General features: G+C 62.9%; 16 protein-coding genes. 6 read left to right on the top strand and 10 right to left on the bottom strand.

The window, feature by feature from the left end; genetic code table 11:
- Nucleotides 1–102: 102 nt before the first annotated feature.
- The 3 genes from PQR32_RS30345 to PQR32_RS30335 all read left to right on the top strand — a co-directional run bounded on the left by PQR32_RS30345 (nt 103) and on the right by PQR32_RS30335 (nt 3,511).
- Nucleotides 103–777, top strand: coding sequence for an HAD family hydrolase (locus tag PQR32_RS30345; RefSeq protein ID WP_132377739.1), 675 nt, complete (start codon nt 103–105; stop codon nt 775–777).
- Between the two features lie 311 nt (nt 778–1,088).
- Nucleotides 1,089–2,051, top strand: a complete 963-nt coding sequence (locus tag PQR32_RS30340) for a response regulator (RefSeq protein ID WP_408235794.1) — start codon at nt 1,089–1,091, stop codon at nt 2,049–2,051.
- A gap of 23 nt (nt 2,052–2,074) precedes the next feature.
- Nucleotides 2,075–3,511, top strand: coding sequence for a sensor histidine kinase (locus PQR32_RS30335; protein WP_408235788.1), 1,437 nt, complete (start codon nt 2,075–2,077; stop codon nt 3,509–3,511).
- A 48-nt stretch (nt 3,512–3,559) separates the two neighbouring features.
- On the opposite strand, the gene PQR32_RS30330 is transcribed toward PQR32_RS30335, so the two are convergent.
- From PQR32_RS30330 to PQR32_RS30310, 5 genes are all read right to left on the bottom strand, one after another.
- Nucleotides 3,560–4,522, bottom strand: a complete 963-nt coding sequence (locus PQR32_RS30330; RefSeq protein ID WP_408235785.1) for an alpha/beta hydrolase — start codon at nt 4,520–4,522, stop codon at nt 3,560–3,562.
- Nucleotides 4,515–5,024: a thioesterase family protein gene (locus tag PQR32_RS30325; protein ID WP_408235782.1), complete on the bottom strand. Its 510-nt coding sequence runs from the start codon at nt 5,022–5,024 to the stop codon at nt 4,515–4,517. The genes PQR32_RS30330 and PQR32_RS30325 overlap by 8 nt, the downstream gene beginning before the upstream one ends.
- 209 nt (nt 5,025–5,233) lie before the next feature.
- The gene (locus PQR32_RS30320; protein WP_408235779.1) at nt 5,234–6,199 is read right to left on the bottom strand and encodes an L-carnitine dehydrogenase; all 966 of its coding nucleotides are present in this window, start codon (nt 6,197–6,199) and stop codon (nt 5,234–5,236) included.
- A gap of 84 nt (nt 6,200–6,283) precedes the next feature.
- Complete coding sequence (cdhC, locus tag PQR32_RS30315) at nt 6,284–7,213, bottom strand: 3-dehydrocarnitine:acetyl-CoA trimethylamine transferase CdhC (protein WP_408235776.1); 930 nt, start codon at nt 7,211–7,213, stop codon at nt 6,284–6,286.
- Between the two features lie 41 nt (nt 7,214–7,254).
- Nucleotides 7,255–8,220, bottom strand: a complete 966-nt coding sequence (locus PQR32_RS30310) for a choline ABC transporter substrate-binding protein (protein ID WP_408235773.1) — start codon at nt 8,218–8,220, stop codon at nt 7,255–7,257.
- Between the two features lie 349 nt (nt 8,221–8,569).
- Between PQR32_RS30310 and PQR32_RS30305 the strand changes: the two genes are divergently transcribed.
- A complete protein-coding gene (locus tag PQR32_RS30305; RefSeq protein ID WP_408235770.1) occupies nt 8,570–9,595 on the top strand; it encodes a GlxA family transcriptional regulator in 1,026 nt (341 codons plus the stop codon).
- Between the two features lie 109 nt (nt 9,596–9,704).
- Nucleotides 9,705–10,031 (top strand): DUF4148 domain-containing protein, encoded by a 327-nt coding sequence (locus PQR32_RS30300; protein ID WP_408235767.1) that lies wholly within the window; start codon nt 9,705–9,707, stop codon nt 10,029–10,031.
- Between the two features lie 58 nt (nt 10,032–10,089).
- On the opposite strand, the gene PQR32_RS30295 is transcribed toward PQR32_RS30300, so the two are convergent.
- From PQR32_RS30295 to PQR32_RS30285, 3 genes are read right to left on the bottom strand one after another with little or no spacing between them, the layout of a single operon-like run.
- Nucleotides 10,090–10,569 (bottom strand): winged helix-turn-helix transcriptional regulator, encoded by a 480-nt coding sequence (locus PQR32_RS30295; protein ID WP_408235764.1) that lies wholly within the window; start codon nt 10,567–10,569, stop codon nt 10,090–10,092.
- Complete coding sequence (locus PQR32_RS30290) at nt 10,562–10,978, bottom strand: DUF934 domain-containing protein (RefSeq protein ID WP_408235761.1); 417 nt, start codon at nt 10,976–10,978, stop codon at nt 10,562–10,564. The genes PQR32_RS30295 and PQR32_RS30290 overlap by 8 nt, the downstream gene beginning before the upstream one ends.
- Nucleotides 10,975–12,765, bottom strand: coding sequence for a nitrite/sulfite reductase (locus PQR32_RS30285; RefSeq protein ID WP_408235758.1), 1,791 nt, complete (start codon nt 12,763–12,765; stop codon nt 10,975–10,977). The genes PQR32_RS30290 and PQR32_RS30285 overlap by 4 nt, the downstream gene beginning before the upstream one ends.
- 327 nt (nt 12,766–13,092) lie before the next feature.
- Here PQR32_RS30285 and PQR32_RS30280 point away from each other — a divergent pair, with 327 nt between their 5' ends.
- Nucleotides 13,093–13,281: a DUF2970 domain-containing protein gene (locus PQR32_RS30280; protein WP_168789849.1), complete on the top strand. Its 189-nt coding sequence runs from the start codon at nt 13,093–13,095 to the stop codon at nt 13,279–13,281.
- Between the two features lie 41 nt (nt 13,282–13,322).
- On the opposite strand, the gene PQR32_RS30275 is transcribed toward PQR32_RS30280, so the two are convergent.
- Both PQR32_RS30275 and gabD read right to left on the bottom strand, forming a co-directional pair.
- Nucleotides 13,323–14,738 (bottom strand): aminotransferase-like domain-containing protein, encoded by a 1,416-nt coding sequence (locus tag PQR32_RS30275; protein ID WP_408235755.1) that lies wholly within the window; start codon nt 14,736–14,738, stop codon nt 13,323–13,325.
- A 220-nt stretch (nt 14,739–14,958) separates the two neighbouring features.
- Nucleotides 14,959–16,419 (bottom strand): NADP-dependent succinate-semialdehyde dehydrogenase, encoded by a 1,461-nt coding sequence (gene gabD, locus PQR32_RS30270; RefSeq protein WP_408235753.1) that lies wholly within the window; start codon nt 16,417–16,419, stop codon nt 14,959–14,961.
- Between the last annotated feature and the right edge of the window lie 9 nt (nt 16,420–16,428).

The raw sequence follows: 16,428 nt of genomic DNA, 5'->3' as shown, positions 1-16,428 counted from the left end.
CGCGCCCCGAGAGGGTCAAGGGGAATCGAGGCGGGATTCGCGCGACCCGCGAATCCCGGGACATGGCATATTGGCGAAGGTAGTCATCAACAGGAGCACACCATGCGAATCCAGACCTCTTTCCTCTTCGATCTCGACGGAACGCTGGTCGACAGCGTCTACCAGCACGTGCTGGCCTGGAAGGAAGCGCTCGACAGCGAAGGCATTCCCTTGTCGGTCTGGCGAATCCACCGCAAGATCGGCATGAGCGGCGGCCTCTTTACCAATCAGCTTCTGCGGGAAACGCACGGTGAAATCAGCGCCGAGCGGGTCGAGCGTCTTCGTCATGCTCACGCAGCGGCCTACCAGCGATTGCGTGCGCAGGTGTGTCCGCTGCCGGGCGCGCGGGCCTTGCTCGACGCGCTGACGCAAGCCGGCACGCCTTGGGCCGTGGCGACGAGCGGCCGCATGGAGACGGCGGCGCTCAATCTGGAGGCGCTGGGTGTCGATCCCGCGAAGGCGGTTGTCGTGACGCGCGACGACGTCAAATATGCAAAGCCGGATCCGGATCTGTTCATCGCCGCGGCGGGGCGGCTCGGCGTACCGGTCGAAAACACGGTGGTGGTCGGCGACAGCATCTGGGACATGCTCGCGGCGCGGCGCTGTCGTGCGCTGGGTGTGGGCTTGCTGTCGGGCGGGTACGGCACGGAGGAACTCGAACGGGCGGGCGCGCTGCGTGTCTACGACGATCCCGCCGATCTGCTGGAGCATCTGGACGAGGTTGCGTCGCGGCCGTAAAGGGCTGCTCCGCATCGCGGATTCCCAGAACGCATCAGTGCTGCCGTTGAGCGCCGCGGCGACTTCGCACGATCGATGCCAAGGCCCTGTACTATATTGTTCAGCGGAAAACCGCCCTGGCGACCGGCGTGAGAGAATCCTGCCTATAAGCAGATCCGAGGCGCGCCGGAATGTTCCATATACGAACATGCGGGAACCGGCAGCGGCTCCCTATGCTCGGGGCGCCGCCGCGCTGCAACCTGTCGTGCGGGCTTGCCGTGCGGCCTGCCGCGGTTGGCCTCGAGCGGGGGCGTGACGAACCACGTGAAAATATGAACAATTTTATCCGACCACCTGTTATCTATCCGTCGACGGTTGTTTTCGTGGATGACAACGACAGCTACCTCGACGCCCTGCGGCGTTTCTTTCCGGATACCGCCACCAATCTGTTTTTTACGCGGCCGCAGACTGCGCTTGCTTTCATCCGTCAGCATGCTCGCGAGAATTCGCTGGAGTTCGCGCCGGCGTCGGCATGCGTGAGCGAAACAGGTTTTGAGCGCTACATGGAAACCGCGGCGGAACGGGACATCCTGGCCCGCGGTTCCCGTTTCGCGGAAGTGGCGGCGGTGGTCGTGGATTTCGACATGCCGGGCATGAACGGCGTGGAATTCCTCTCGTCCATCTCCAATCTGCGCTGCGCGAAAGTGCTGCTGACCGGGGTCGCGGACGAAACGGTGGCGGTCAAAGCCTTCAATGCGGGAATCGTCGATTTATACCTGAGAAAAACGGATACCGACTCCGCTAACCGGCTGGCCCATTTTCTGAGGGATGCCAAAATCCGGCATTGTTCGGAAGGCGGCTGGCTGGCGTTGGGCGAGAACGGCATGACGTATTGCGATCCGCGAACGCGCAAGGTCATCGACGAGGTGGTGGCCGCGAACGGTATCGTCGAGTACTACTGGCGCCCGGAACAGGACGCCATTCTGATGTTCGATCGCGCCGGCAACCCGAGCGTTTTCGTCGCGTGGGCTGAGAACGACTGGATTTCCCAAGGCGAAATCGTCGCGGACGAGGACGGCCCGGCCGAGCTCCTGAAGCAAATGGCGGTGCGCGAGGTGATGCCGATCTTCTGGCCGAACCTGGCGTATCGCTCCGGCATGACCGTCAGGACGCTGACGCCGCAGACCATTCCGGGCTGGGATGACGTGTTCTATTGCTGGACCCCGATCGACAAAACCGACGTGGGCCTGGACCTTGTGACCTTCGCGCAATGGCGGAATGAGCGGACCCGCTAAAGTCTGCCGACACGTTGAGCCACATGTACGCCATTCCGACTGCCTTCGTGTCCGCGATGTTCGTGGTGTTCGCCCTATACGTGCTGATTACGCAAGGCGCGACGCGTCTATTCACGCCGTTTATCCTGATGTGCGTCGCGACCTTCGCCTGGCAAGGCGCATGGACGCTGCTGTTTCAGACTGAAAACCCGCAGACCGCGGACCTGCTGGTCAGATGCGGTTACCTCTTCATTCTCTTTCTGCCGACAACGTTCTACCACTTCGTGACGGAGGTGGCGGCGCAGCGCCGTGAGCGGCCGATATTGCTCGCGTCGTACGGGCTGTGTTTCGTCCTCGCGATATTGCTGCCCGGTAACGAAGTGATAGCCGGCTATCAGCACTTCTTCTTCGGCTACTATCCGGTCGCCGGGCCACTGCATCCCGTGCATGTCGTGCAGACCGTGTTGCTGGCCGGGCGCAGCGGACAGCTTCTGCTCGCCGCGCGTCAGAAGGCGGAGGGCGACGCGCGCCGGCGTCTCGATCTGTGTCTGGCGAGCCTTTGCCTGTACTCGTTTGCCGCGGTGGATTACGCGGTCAACTACGGCTTCGGGTTCTATCCGCCGGGCGTCCTGTTCATCGGCCTGAGCCTTGGGCTGCTGGCAATCACCATCGTCCGCTATCACCTGATTCACCCGTATGCCGTCGCAGCGACCATCGCGCACGAGATTTCGACGCCGCTCGCGACCATCGGTATGCACGCCGACGAAATCGCCAGCGTATGGGGCCACGTATTCAAGGGCTACCGGACGGCCGTCACGCACGGGCTGTATGACGATCACGACGAGTCCGGACAATCCGAGCGCATTGGCCAGCTTGCGACGGCGATCCGGCGCGAAGTGTCCGGCACCAGCGCGATGGTCGAAATGGCGCTCGCGTCTTTCACGCTCGATCGTCTGGACCGTGGCGGCTTCAGCCGGCATTCCGTGCACCAGTGCGTGATGTCGGCGCTCGAGCGGTATCCGTTCAGCGGCGACGAGCGTAAGCGTGTCACGGTGATGCCCATCGACCTCGCCATGTCTTTTTCGGGCTCGGATACGGTCGTGGTTTTCGTGCTGTTCAACCTGCTGAAAAACGCGTTGCATGCCATTCGCGTGGGTGGCGATGGCGAGATCACGATCAGTGCCGTTCAGGATCATGACTTCTGCGTGCTGCAATTCCGCGACACCGGGCCGGGCATCGCGCCCGACGTCCTGCCCTATATCTTCGACGCTTTCTTCACGACCAAGCGGCACGGCAGCGGCGCGGGCATGGGGCTCGCGTTTTGCCGTCGCGCGACGGAACTGCTGGGCGGGAGTATCGAGTGCAGTTCGATACGAGGCACCCACACGACCTTCACCGTACGGTTGCCGGCACCGGACACGCCTGCGGATCGCGCATTGCGCAAGGCGCCTGCGCGCTCGCCACGTTGGCGTCAGAGCTAATGGTCGATAAGTTCGTTGCGACCGACTATCCGGCGGCCTGAACTCGCACTAACGAGCGGCGGACGACGCCGGCGTCGCATGGGCGGATAGAAAACGGCACACCGCTTCGTGAAACCGCTGCACGCCGGGGCTCGATTCGATGGCGCGCCAGCATCCATGCACGAGCCCGGCGCCGATCCAGAGCCGCGCCTCGCCACCGGCCGCGTTGATACGCTCGGTAAACACGCGCGCATCGTCCCGCAACGGATCATGTTCGACGCCGATCGCCAGCGTCGGCGGCAGGCCGTCGTAGCGGGTCGCATCGAGTGGGATCGTCCACGCGGGGAAGGGCGGATGGGTGCCCCAATACAGATCGCGGAACGCATGAACGTCGGCTAGCTTGAGCATCGGCGCATGTGCTTCCGTTTCGCGCGCGGGCATCTGCGGCTCGGTGCCGAGCATTGGATAAATCAGCGCGAGGCCGCTTACGCCTTGCATGGCGTCGTCGCGCAGCCGCATCGCCACACTGGCCGCGAGCGTCGCGCCGGCGCTGTCGCCGGCCAGTTGCAGCGGAGCGTCGATACGCGGATCGAATGGCAGGCGCCCTGCCAAAGCGGCGAGCGTGACCTCCATGCAATCGTCATGCGCGGCCGGCGCGGGATGTTCGGGAGCCAGCCGGTAGTCGACCGCGATCACATCGAGACCGGTATCCGCGGCGAGGCGTGCGGTCACGATCTGATGGCTGTCCAGCGATCCGAGCACGAAGCCGCCGCCGTGAAAGTACAACACGGCGCCACGCGGCGCCTCGTGATGCCTTGAACGGTTCCGGTACAGCCGCAGTGCGATCGAATGCCCCGCGCCGGTTTGGAACTCGGCATCCTGCGTCACGACTTCATCCGGCAACGCGGGCGTGACCGCCGCGGCGTAGCGGTCGTAAATCTTGCGCTGTTCAGCCGGCGTCAATGAAGTCGAATGCCCCGGATAAATCGCGGCGGTTCTTTCGATGAACGCGGCAATCTCTGGCTCAAGCATGTCCACTCCCACTGGGCTTCGTTCTCGCGGGCAAGCCGATCACGCGGCCGGCAAACACGGCGGGCGGCAGTGCGGCATGCGCGTCGGTCAATGCCCGCACGTGTGCCGCGACGTCCGGATCGAACGCGGCGGCGCGTGGTCCGCTAGTGTCCACGTGCAGCAACATCTGCTCGCCTGCTGCCACCGGTTCGTCGCCATCGCCGGCAAACATCTCGAGGTACAGATGCAGCCGCTTCGCATCGTGCCCGAGCAAGCGCATGTCGACGCGCACCTGCGCGCCTTCCTTGATCTCGTGCAGATAGTTGATATGCGCTTCGAGCGTGTAGATCGAGCGCCGGCGTTCTTTGCGCACGGCGTCCGGCAAACCGATCAGGTCGATCAGGGTGTCGGTCGCGAAGCTGAAGATAAGCATGTAGAACGCGTCGCGCAAATGGCCGTTGTAATCGACCCATTCGGCGCGCACCGTGTCGCGATAGCTTGGTAGGGCAGCGGATTGCGGCATCAGCAAGTTGTCTCCGTTGTTCGTGTCAAAGGTGGCGGCTGCGCGCGGGGGCATGCGTCGCCGACGCTTGGCGCGCGTGGCACGCCATCCGTGGCTTCCGCGCCCTTGGGTACGCGCGGTCCTTCCGCCGCCTCCGTGCGCGTCGATCCTTACGCGCTATTCCGCCGTTCCGCGGTCGCAGGTCCTTCCGCGCCTCCGCGCGGTCGCCCTCAGTCAGCCGGCAGCATTCCATGCCGCACCTTCGCCTCCGCAATCGCCGCCAGCACGCTCGTAATGCAATCGTCGCGGTAACGTTCGAGCTGTTTGATCGACCGTGGCCCGACCTGTTCGGTTGTACCGTCCACGACCCGGTCGATCAGCTCGTCCGTCAGCTTCGGCGCTACCAGTTTAGTCCAGGGCAACTCCAGCGCGGGTCCGAATTGCTGCATGAAGTGGCGCATGCCCGCATCGCCGCCCGCCAGCGTGTACGTCAGGAACGTGCCCATGAACGACCAGCGGATGCCCGCGCCGAAGCGGATCGCGTCGTCGATTTCGCCGGTCGTCGCGACGCCTTCGTTGACCAGATGCAGCGCCTCGCGCCACAGCGCTTCGAGCAGGCGGTCGGCGATGAAGCCCGGCACTTCCTTGCGAACCCGCAGCGGCCGCATCGACAGCGCGCGATATACCCGCAGCGCGGCGTCGATGGTTTCCGGCGCGGTGCTTTCGCCGCCCAGCACTTCGACGAGCGGCAGCAGGTACACCGGATTGAATGGATGCCCGACGATGCAACGCTGCGGATTCACCGCCCGTGCGTAAAAGTCGCTCGGCAACAGGCCCGACGTAGAGGAGGCGATGATTGCATCCGGCTTCGCCGCGCGGCTGATCTGCTCGTGCAACGCGAGCTTCAATTCCTCGCGCTCTGGCGCGCTTTCCTGAATGAAATCCGCCTGCCCGACGCAGGCTTCGATCGTATCGACGAAGCGCAATCGCTCGGGCGACGCGCCCGCGGCCAACCCCACGCGCTGCAGCGCCGGCCATGCGTTCGCGACGTTCTCGCGCAACTGTTTCTCCGCGCCCGGCGCCGGGTCCCACGCGATGACATCGAGCCCGTGCGCGAGCGCGCGCGCCACCCAGCCGCTGCCGATCACGCCCACGCCGATTGCCGCGAATGTTTTGATATCGACAATCACTGCCATTGCTGACGTTTCCTTTGCCTGTGTGTTGCCCGGTTCAGAAAGAAGCGCGTTGCATCGAACGCGCCGCGCGACTCTCGCGATCGATCAAGCGTACTGTCCGGCCGCACGCCGCTCCAGTTGACGCTCGCCACGCGCGGGCAGACCGAGCTTGCGGCGTCCTTCGGCAGGCGTCAGCGCACGCGCGCCGAGCCGTTCGATGATCTCCACCGCGCGTTGCACCAGCGTGCCGTTCGTTGCGGGCACACCTTTGTCGAGCCAGATATTGTCTTCGAGGCCAACGCGCACGTGACCGCCGAGCAGCATTGCCTGCGCGACCATCGGCATCTGCATGCGGCCGATGCCGAAGCCGGCCCATTGCGCGCCGGGCGGCAGGTTGTCGGCCATGGCTTTCATGGTCGTGGTGTCGGCGGGCGCGCCCCAGGGAATGCCGAGGCAAATCTGAAACAGCGGCGGCGCGTCGAGCAAACCTTCCTTGAGCAATTGTTTGGCGAACCACAAGTGGCCCGTATCGAAGATTTCCAGTTCAGGCTTGACGCCGAGTTCGTGGATGCGCTGCGCGCCGGCCCGCAATTGCGCGGGCGTCGACACATAGATGTAGTCGCCGTCGCCGAAATTGAGCGTGCCGCAATCGAGCGTGCAGATTTCCGGCAGCAATTCCTCCACATGCGCGAGGCGCGTGAGGCCGCCGACCAGATCCGTGTTCGCGCCGAAGCGCATCGGGTCTTCGCCCGGACCGATCTCCAGATCGCCGCCCATGCCGGCGGTCAGATTGATGATCACGTCCGTGCCCGACGAGCGAATGCGGTCCACGACCTCGCGATACAGTTGCGGATCGCGGCTGCCGCGTCCGGTTTTCGGATCGCGCACGTGGCAATGCGCAACGGTGGCGCCGGCTTTCGCGGCTTCGATGGCGGCCTCGGCAATCTGCTTCGGCGTGACGGGAATGGCCGGGTGCTTGCCGACGGTATCGCCTGCGCCAGTGACCGCGCAGGTCACGATGACTTCTTGATTCATGCGATCTGGTTCCTGTGAATTGATATGCGCGACATTCGGGATCAAAGACCCAGATAGGCCTTGACCGCGGGCAAGCCTTCCTTACCGTCGTAGGTCTTTACGCCGGCAAGCCATGCGTCGAGTACTTGCGGGTTTTTCTTCAGATACGCCTTGGCGGCGTCGGCGGGTTTTTCCTTGTTCATGACCGATTGCATGACCACGTTTTCGAGCTGCGTCGAAAAGCGCAGATTGCTCACGAGCTTGCCCGCGTTCGGGCAACGCGTCAGAAAGTCGGGGGACGTCAGCGTATAAACGCGTGCTTCGCCGTCGTTCGGACCGAATACACCGTCGCTGCCGGTGAGGTATGTCATGTCGATCTGGATGTTCATCGGATGAGGCTCCCAACCCAGAAAGACCACCCATTTCTTCTCACGGATCGCGCGATCGACCGAGACCAGCATGCCCGCTTCACTCGATTCGATCAGCTTGAAGCCGCGGAGGCCGAACTGATTGTTGGCGATCATCTTCAGGATCGCCGCGTTCGCGCTGCTGCCGGGTTCGATGCCGTAGATCTTGCCGTCGAGCTGATCGCGGTGTTTGGCGATGTCCGCGAAAGTCTTCAGGCCCGCGTCGTATTCGTAGCTCGGCACAGCGAACGTGGCCTTGGCGCCGGTCAGATTAGGCGGCTGCAGCACCTGGATCGATTTCGAATCGACGAACGGCGCAATCGCCTTTTCCTGCACCGGCCACCAGTAGCCGAGCGACACGTCGAGCTGTTTGCTCTTCAAGCCCGCGAACGAGATGGGCACGGAGGCGACGGTCGTCACCGGCTGATAGCCGAGTCCTTCGAACACGGTCGACGCGAGCGCGGTGGTCGAGGTGATATCGGTCCAGCCGATATCGGCGAAATGTACCGCGCGGCAGGCAGCGGGGTCTTGGGCGGAGGCCGGCAGCGCGGTGCCGGCGGCGGCGATGGCGGCCGCGAGGCACGCAAGTTGGGCAAGCAGGGCTTTGACGCGTAACTTCATGACGTTCCCTCTTCTGACACGGATGACAGCGTGTTTCGAACCGGCCCCCTTCGCCTGAGCAAACGACATCAGGCGAAGCGGCCCCCGGACATGCGATACGGCTTGTGTAATGCCTGAACTGCACGAATGACGTAACGTTAATGCCCCATATTCCGGCCAAAGCGACCGCCAGCGACCCGTTCTTGCTCCCACGCGACAATGAGGGAAAACCTGCATCGCGCGGATTGCGCTGCAAAATCGGTTCGAGCGCGAATTTTGGCGCGCCTTGCCGGCTCGGTCGCTGCTTGCTACGCTCGCCGGGAACCCGCGTCCGCCTGCGTTTTTTGTCTCCTGATCGAGTCTGAGCACGATGCCCGAAGATATGTCGTTCCTGTTGCTGCCGGGCTTTTCGGCGATCGGTTTCATGTCGGCGGTGGAGCCGTTGCGCGTGGCGAACCGCTTTCGCGGCGACCTGTACCGCTGGCGCATTCTGAGTCTGGACGGCGCGCCGGTGGACGCTAGCAACGGCATTTCGATCAATGCGGATGCCGCCATCGGCGACATCGACGCGGCGCGGACGCTCTTCGTCGTCGCGGGCTTCGAGCCGCTCGCCTGCTACACGCGCGTGCTGGGCGATTGTCTGAAGCGCCTCGCGCGTGCGGGCGCGACGCTCGGCGGTATCGACACCGGCAGCTTCGTGCTCGCGGAAGCGGGGCTGCTCGGCGGCGAGGACAGTGTGACCGTGCACTGGGAAGCGCTGTCGGCGTTCCGCGAGCGCTATCCGTCGCTCGATGCGAGTCAGGAACTGTTCGAAATCGGCGCGCGGCGCATTACGTGCGCGGGCGGCACGGCGTCGATCGACATGATGCTCGATCTGATCGGCCGCGAGCATGGCGCCGCGCTGGCCTCGGCAGTCTCGGAGCAATTCGTGGTGAGCCGTATCCGGCAGCGCTCGGACCATCAGCGCATGGAGATCGCGGCGCGCTACGGTGTGCATAACCGCAAGCTGATTCAGGTGATCGGCGTGATGGAACAGCATATGGAGGAGCCGCTCACGCCGGATCAGCTCGCGCAGGAAATCGGCGTGACGCGGCGCCAACTGGAGCGGTTGTTCTGCGCCTCGCTGAAGGACACGCCGACGCATTTCTATCTGCAGTTGCGCCTCACGCGTGCGCGCGAGTTGCTGCAACAGACCGACATGTCGATTACGTCGATTTGCGTGGCATGCGGGTTCGAGTCGCCCTCGCATTTTTCGCGGACGTATCGCGCGCGTTTCGGCGCGAGTCCGAGAAGCGACCGGCAAGGGACGGGCGGCCGAAATGCTGGTGAACTGGCGTCATCGCCGGGGCAAAGCCTTGCTTCCGCGCCCCAACTGTCCCGTTTATCGCAACAGTGAATTCGTTGATTCGGGGTTTACCCTATAGACATTGCCTCCTAGACTGTATCCATACGCTGCAGACACGAGTTCGCAGCATGGCAAAAAACAATCTCTGGAGGTAGGTATCATGAAATCCCTGATCGAAGCTGTTGTTATCGCCGCTCTCATTTCCGCTCCGCTCGCCGCTTTTGCTCAATCGAATCAGCCGGTTACGCGCGCTCAGGTGCGCGCCGAACTGATCCAGCTGGAAAAGGCCGGCTATAACCCGGGCACCGCGAACGACGATGACTATCCGGCGAACATTCAGGCTGCTGAAGCGCGTGTCGCGGCACAAAAGAGCGCCGCTCAGACCAGCGGCTATGGTTCGGCCACCAATGGTTCGTCGCAGGCAGGCGGCCGTTCGGACACGACGAACAGTTCGTATTCGGCTCCGGTTGTTAACTACGGTCGTTAATCGATCGCGTAGTGTGTAGTCGCTGTAGCAGGGCGCTGGATCGTGGCATTTTCAGCACCTATGAAACGGCCTGACGCGTGGACCGTTCGATCTTATGGTCGTACGCGTGATTACTGGCCTCAATGGAGTCGATAGAACGTTCGGCCCATTGCTTCAACGCGGTGACGATCGGCAGCACGGTGCGAGCGAGCGGACTTAAGCGATACTCGATACGCCCCGGATGCTGGTCGTCGACGTATCGCTCGACAAGCCCATCTCTTTCCATCGATCTCAGCGTCTGGGAAAGCATTTTGTCGGAGACGCCGTCCAAACGACGCCTGATCTCGGCAAAGCGCAGATGCTTTTCCCGCAACGCGACCATCGCCAAAACGGTCCACTTTTGACCGACGCGTGCGAGAGCGAGCCGGGACGGGCAAACTCCCGAAAATGCATCTGGCGACGATCCGCCATCTCGCGGCACAGCTCGCTTTACGCAGTAGTCCCCAGATATCGGCGTGGTTGTAGAAACCACCCGCGTGTCTCTCGCGCCGTCACTCATCCTTATTCCGGGCATCTGATCGCACAAAGGGCGCATCGTGAATGACATCGCCCTGATAAAACGCAGGAAAGCGGTCGAGTTGGCGCTGCGCGTCCTCTGGATCGATACCGTCTTTCAGTACCGCACTTGAAAACCCGGTTCGCTCCATCTGAATCAACTGGTCGACGAGCACGTCGCCTGTTGCCCGCAGATCGCCTTTGAAACCGAGGCGGCGGCGCAGGAGATACGCCTGGCTGTAGGCCCGGCCGTCGGTGAAATTAGGGAAGTGCAACTCCACGCGCGCAGCAGTTGCGATGGCCTCTTTTTGCTCGGCCGGATCCTCATCGTTTGCCAGAGCGACAACCTGCCGCGACGAATCCGATGCGTGCTCGCGCAAAGTGAGAAGTCTGATACGTGTCGTGCCGTTCATGCCGTTTTCTCCATGAGCGTGCGCACGCGATCCGCGGCCGTCCTGAACGGTTCGATACCTGCCCGTCGAACCGTTTCGACGAACGACTCGCGCCTCTCGCCAACCGTCGCTCGCATGTCGAGGTAAGCGGACAGCAGCGCGTCGATGACCTCGGGCACCTCGATCGCGGAAAACGACGGGCCGATGACCTTGCCCGCTTGCGCGCGGCCACTGGCGGTCGAACCGTCCGAGCCGCCCAACGTCACCTGGTACCACTCCTTGCCATCCTTATCGACACCGAGGATGCCAATATGCCCGCTATGGTGATGGCCGCACGAATTGATGCAGCCGCTGATATGCAGGTCGATTTCACCGATATCGTTGAGTTCGTCCAGATCCTGATAGCGCTCGGTAATGGCTTCTGCAACCGGAATGGAGCGGGCATTGGCGAGCGCGCAGAAATCGCCACCGGGGCAGGCGATCATGTCCGTCAGCAAATTCACGTTGGCGCTCGCGAGCCCCGCCTCGCGCGCGGCTTCCCAGAGCGGCAGGAGGTCATTGACATGCACCCAGGGCAGCACGACATTCTGCGTGTGGGTGACACGCGCTTCGCCCGCGGAGAACCGCTCGGCCAGGTCGGCCACGCGATCGAGCTGTTCCGCCGATGCGTCCCCGGGCGCTTGCAGTAGGCGTTTGAACGAGAGCGTGACAATCCGCAAGCGCTGGTTCCTGTGCGGCGCGACATTGCGCTGGAGCCAGCGTTCGAATTGCGGCGTCTCGAGGGCCGCGGCGTTCGACGTTGCGATCGCTTCGAGGTTGACCGGCGCGTCGACGGAAGGCATTTGGGGTAGAGCGAAGCACGCGCTGACGCGCTCGAGTTCGGCCAGCGGAATAGTGTGAGGGCCGCCGTCGTGCTCGACGATCTGGCGGAACTCTTCCTCGACGCCGTCGATGTAACGTTGACCTTCTGCCTTCACCAGGATCTTGATCCGCGCTTTGTACTTGTTGTCGCGGCGTCCGTACTGGTTGTAGACGCGCACCACCGCCTCGATGTAATTCATGATGTGCTGCCATGGCAAAAACTCGCGCAGCACGGTGCCGATCACGGGAGTGCGGCCCATCCCGCCGCCAACCGTGACGCGAAATCCCAGTCCGCCCGCCTCGTTACGCAGCAGACGAAGGCCGACGTCATGCCAGTCCGTCGCGGCGCGGTCTTCGCTTGCCCCGGTGATCGCTATCTTGAACTTGCGCGGCAGGAACGCGAACTCGGGATGGAGGGTCGTCCACTGCCGCATGATTTCCGCGAACGGACGCGGGTCGGCAATTTCGTCAGGCGCGACGCCCGCGCGTTCGTCACAGGAAATGTTGCGAATGCAGTTGCCGCTCGTCTGAATGCCGTGCATGTCGACGCTTGCGAGCAAGTCCATCACGTCCGCGGCCTTCGAGAGCGGAATCCAGTTGAACTGCACGTTGGTGCGCGTCGTGAAATGCGCATAGTTCGTGGGCAAGCGGACGGTACCGAGTTTCCGCTGCGCTTCGCTAGCGAGCCGGTAGACCTCGGCCTCCGGTTCATCGTATTCGCGTGCAATGCGGGCGAGCATGCGCAACTGTCTGCTCGACAACTCACCATATGGGATCGCCACGCGCAACATCGGCGCATGCCGTTGCACATACCAGCCGTTCTGAAGACGCAGTGGACGAAAGTCGTCCTCACTCAGCTTGCCGGACTGCCAGCGTTCGAGCTGGTCGCGAAACTGCGCAGCGCGGCTGCGCACGAATGATTTGTCAAACTCGGTGTATTGGTACATGGTCCGGTGCGACTGCCGCCTTACATGGCGCAGTCTCGCTGAGCGTCGATTCGTGGAAGGAACCGTGGTCACATCGGCATCGACACCTGCTGTGCCGCGCCCGACCCGGGGGCTTCTGGCGAACGATAGAGGCAATGGCGGGCGCTGAAAAGCAGCAGATGCCGCTGAAAACACGCTAGCAGATGGTGAGCGAACCGGCGGCCCGCCGGCCGGTCGGTCACGGAAGACTGCTGCGCTGGAATTGATCGCAACTGCTACTGTTTTGCGTGACCTGACGGGCTCACACTATCGCGTGAGATACAACAACCCTGCCTTGAAGGTGATGCCATGAACCTCTTGAAGATGACGCGAATCGTGCTGTGGAGTTTTTTCGGCATCCGCCGCGGCGCCTCGCACCAGGCCGACATGGCGGGCGTCAAGCTGCCCCTGTTGCCGCTAGTCGCGGTAGCCCTCGCCGCCGGATTCGGCGCGACGCTGTTTGCACTCGCGAGACTTGCGGTCAGCGTGGCGCATTGACGTTTGCGGTGCATTCGCAGGAAGAGCGTGATGAACGTGGTTCATCGGCTCGCCTGCTCGAGCAGCGAGCCCAGCGTTCGGACAGCGCTTTCCGTGCTGTCGCTCCACGGATGACCGAAGTTCAACCGGATATGGTTCCGGAATTCGTGTCGCGCGGAGAAAATAGGACCCGGCGCAATGCTGATGCCGTTCTCTATCGCAAGACGATGCAACTGCATCGCGTCGACATGCGACGGTAGCCGGAGCCACAGAAAATAGCCGCCAGACGGCAGCGTCCAATGCGAATCGTCGGGCATCCAGCGGCGCAGCGCAGTGTCCATCGAAGCGAGTTGATTGCGGAACGCGCCGCGCAGTTTCCGCAGATGCTTGTCGTACCCGCCGTGCTGAAGATAGTCCGCTATGGCTGCCTGGGCGGGGATGCTCGCTGACAACGTGGTCATCAACTTCAGACGCTGCACCTTCTCGGCAAAACGTCCCGCCGCGACCCATCCAATGCGGTATCCTGGTGCGAGCGTCTTTGAAAATGAACTGCAGTGCATCACCAGCCCCTTCGTGTCGAAGGCGATGGCGGGCAGCGGGTAGGTCGCCGCATGATGCAGCTCGCCGTACACGTCATCTTCGATGAGCGGCACGTCATGCCGGGCGAGAAGTTCGACCAGCGCTTTCTTCTTGTCCTGCGACATCGACGCGCCGGTCGGATTCTGGTAGTTGGTCATGAACCAGCATGCGCGGATAGGGTGCTTGTCGAGGGCATCCGAAAGCGCTTGCAAATCGATGCCTGAAACGGGATCGACTGGAATCTCGACTGCCCGCAGATCGAGGCGCTCGATGGCCTGCAGGGCCGCATAAAAGCCGGGCGACTCGATCGCGACTACGTCGCCCGGCCGCGTCACGGCCATCAAACACAGGTTCAGTGCTTCCAGCGCGCCATTGGTGACGACGAGTTGCTCCATTGGTTGAGCAACGCCCATTCCCATGTAACGCAACGATATCTGGCGACGCAATGGCTCATTGCCCGGCGGAAGATCGACGACGGTGCTCCACGGACTGATCAAGCGGCTCGAATGCCCGAGCGACCTGGCAAGACGCTGAAGAGGAAACAGCTGCGGCGACGGAAAGGCCGAGCCGAACGGAACCACGTCGGGATGCTTCGCGGCTTCGAGCACCGAGAAGACAAGATCGCTGATCTCGACCTTGGCGGACTCCAGAGCGACTTGAGGGCGGGGCGCCGGGTGTTGCTCGAGCGCGGCGCCCGGCGCGACGTAGTAGCCAGAGCGTTCGCGCGCTCGAATCAAGCCCCACTCTTCGAGCAGGTAATAGGCGCGAAACACCGTGGACTGGCTGACGCCGTGCTGCGTGGTGAGATGCCGCAAAGATGGCATGCGGGAGCCGACCGGACGGCTGCCCGAGCGAATTTCATCGGCCATGGTGTTGGCCAGCATTTCGAAGCGTTTCATTTAACGGTCGTTATTCGGCTGCGTGCACCGCGGTCAAGTGCCGCAATTGTGCCAGCAGTTTAACGACAGACCTGGCGGAGTAGGGATCCGTTTTCGTTCGCAACGCAAGAGCGGGCGTTGTCACCACACAGCAGGCCTGTTTCCACCGGGCCAACGAAAAACGGCCACGTCAGACATGTCGACGTGGCCGCTTCTCACTTTCTCACTTCAAGCTTCGCGTTCAGATTCCGCCGACGCACATGTACTTGATCACCACGTAGTCGTCGATGCCGTAATGCGAACCTTCGCGGCCCAGGCCCGATTGCTTGACGCCGCCGAACGGCGCGACTTCGTTCGAGATGAGGCCCGTGTTGATGCCGACCATGCCGTATTCGAGCGCTTCCGCGACACGCCAGACACGGCCGATATCGCGGCTATAGAAGTACGACGCGAGGCCGAACTCGGTGTCGTTAGCGAGGCGGATCACTTCTTCATCCGACGAGAAACGGAACAGCGGCGCGAGCGGCCCGAAGGTTTCGTCACGCGCCACCTTCATGGCCGGCGTGACATCCGCAAGCACGGTCGGCTCGAAGAAACCATGACCAAGCGCATGACGCTTGCCGCCGGTAACAATGCGGGCGCCTTTGGCAAGCGCGTCTTCGATATGCGACTCGACCTTGAGTACCGCCGCTTCGTTGATCAGCGGACCTTGCGTGACGCCGTCCTCAGTACCGCGGCCAACCTTGAGCTGTTCGACGGCGACGCGCAGTTTCTCGGCGAACGCATCGTAGACCTTGTCATGCACGTAGAAACGGTTCGTGCACACACAGGTCTGGCCGCTATTGCGATACTTCGATGCAATCGCGCCGGCCACCGCGGCGTCCAGATCCGCGTCGTCGAATACGATGAACGGCGCATTGCCGCCGAGTTCGAGCGACACCTTCTTGACCGTCGGCGCGCACTGCGCCATGAGCAAACGGCCGACCGGCGTCGAGCCGGTGAACGACAGCTTGCGCACGATCGGATTGCCCGTCATTTCCGCGCCGATGGCTTTCGGCTCGCCGGTCACGACGTTGAACACGCCGCGCGGCACGCCGGCGCGCTCGGCCAGCACCGCGAGCGCGAGCGCGGAGAGCGGCGTGGCTTCAGCCGGTTTGACGATGATCGGGCAGCCCGCCGCGAGCGCCGGACCGACCTTGCGCGTGATCATCGCGGCCGGGAAATTCCACGGTGTGATAGCCGCGCAAACGCCGATCGGCTCTTTCGTCACGACGATGCGTTTGTCGTTGGCCGGCGTCGGGATCGTGTCGCCGTTCACGCGCTTGCCTTCTTCGGCGAACCATTCGAGGAACGACGCGGCGTACTGGATTTCGCCCTTGGCTTCGGCGAGCGGCTTGCCCTGTTCCGTGGTGAGGATCTTCGCCAGATCGTCGGCGTTCTCCATCATCAGGTCGTGCCATTTGCGCAGGATCACGGCGCGCTGCTTCGCGGTCGTGGCGCGCCATGCGGGCCACGCGGCGTTGGCCGTGTCGATGGCGCGACGGGTTTCCGCCGTGCCCATACGCGGCACCGTCGCGATCGTTTCGCCCGTGGCCGGGTTCTTTACTTCGAAGGTCGTGCCGTCGTCGGCGCATTGCCATTCGCCCGCGATGTACGCGTGGCTCTTCAGCAGCGACGGGTCTTTCAAGCTCAACGTGGTCATGTAGGTTCC

Source organism: Paraburkholderia dipogonis (assembly GCF_046027395.1).
GTDB lineage: Bacteria > Pseudomonadota > Gammaproteobacteria > Burkholderiales > Burkholderiaceae > Paraburkholderia > Paraburkholderia dipogonis_A.
Note: the sequence above shows the minus strand (reverse complement) of the source record. Positions and strands in the feature narration are given on the sequence as shown.

Coding starts and splice junctions, on each gene's coding strand:
- PQR32_RS30345 (WP_132377739.1), top strand. CDS start 103: ATGCGAATCCAGACCTCTTTCCTCTTCGATCTCGACGGAACGCTGGTC.
- PQR32_RS30340 (WP_408235794.1), top strand. CDS start 1,089: ATGAACAATTTTATCCGACCACCTGTTATCTATCCGTCGACGGTTGTT.
- PQR32_RS30335 (WP_408235788.1), top strand. CDS start 2,075: ATGTACGCCATTCCGACTGCCTTCGTGTCCGCGATGTTCGTGGTGTTC.
- PQR32_RS30330 (WP_408235785.1), bottom strand. CDS start 4,522: ATGCTTGAGCCAGAGATTGCCGCGTTCATCGAAAGAACCGCCGCGATT.
- PQR32_RS30325 (WP_408235782.1), bottom strand. CDS start 5,024: ATGCCGCAATCCGCTGCCCTACCAAGCTATCGCGACACGGTGCGCGCC.
- PQR32_RS30320 (WP_408235779.1), bottom strand. CDS start 6,199: ATGGCAGTGATTGTCGATATCAAAACATTCGCGGCAATCGGCGTGGGC.
- cdhC (WP_408235776.1), bottom strand. CDS start 7,213: ATGAATCAAGAAGTCATCGTGACCTGCGCGGTCACTGGCGCAGGCGAT.
- PQR32_RS30310 (WP_408235773.1), bottom strand. CDS start 8,220: ATGAAGTTACGCGTCAAAGCCCTGCTTGCCCAACTTGCGTGCCTCGCG.
- PQR32_RS30305 (WP_408235770.1), top strand. CDS start 8,570: ATGCCCGAAGATATGTCGTTCCTGTTGCTGCCGGGCTTTTCGGCGATC.
- PQR32_RS30300 (WP_408235767.1), top strand. CDS start 9,705: ATGAAATCCCTGATCGAAGCTGTTGTTATCGCCGCTCTCATTTCCGCT.
- PQR32_RS30295 (WP_408235764.1), bottom strand. CDS start 10,569: ATGAGTGACGGCGCGAGAGACACGCGGGTGGTTTCTACAACCACGCCG.
- PQR32_RS30290 (WP_408235761.1), bottom strand. CDS start 10,978: ATGAACGGCACGACACGTATCAGACTTCTCACTTTGCGCGAGCACGCA.
- PQR32_RS30285 (WP_408235758.1), bottom strand. CDS start 12,765: ATGTACCAATACACCGAGTTTGACAAATCATTCGTGCGCAGCCGCGCT.
- PQR32_RS30280 (WP_168789849.1), top strand. CDS start 13,093: ATGAACCTCTTGAAGATGACGCGAATCGTGCTGTGGAGTTTTTTCGGC.
- PQR32_RS30275 (WP_408235755.1), bottom strand. CDS start 14,738: ATGAAACGCTTCGAAATGCTGGCCAACACCATGGCCGATGAAATTCGC.
- gabD (WP_408235753.1), bottom strand. CDS start 16,419: ATGACCACGTTGAGCTTGAAAGACCCGTCGCTGCTGAAGAGCCACGCG.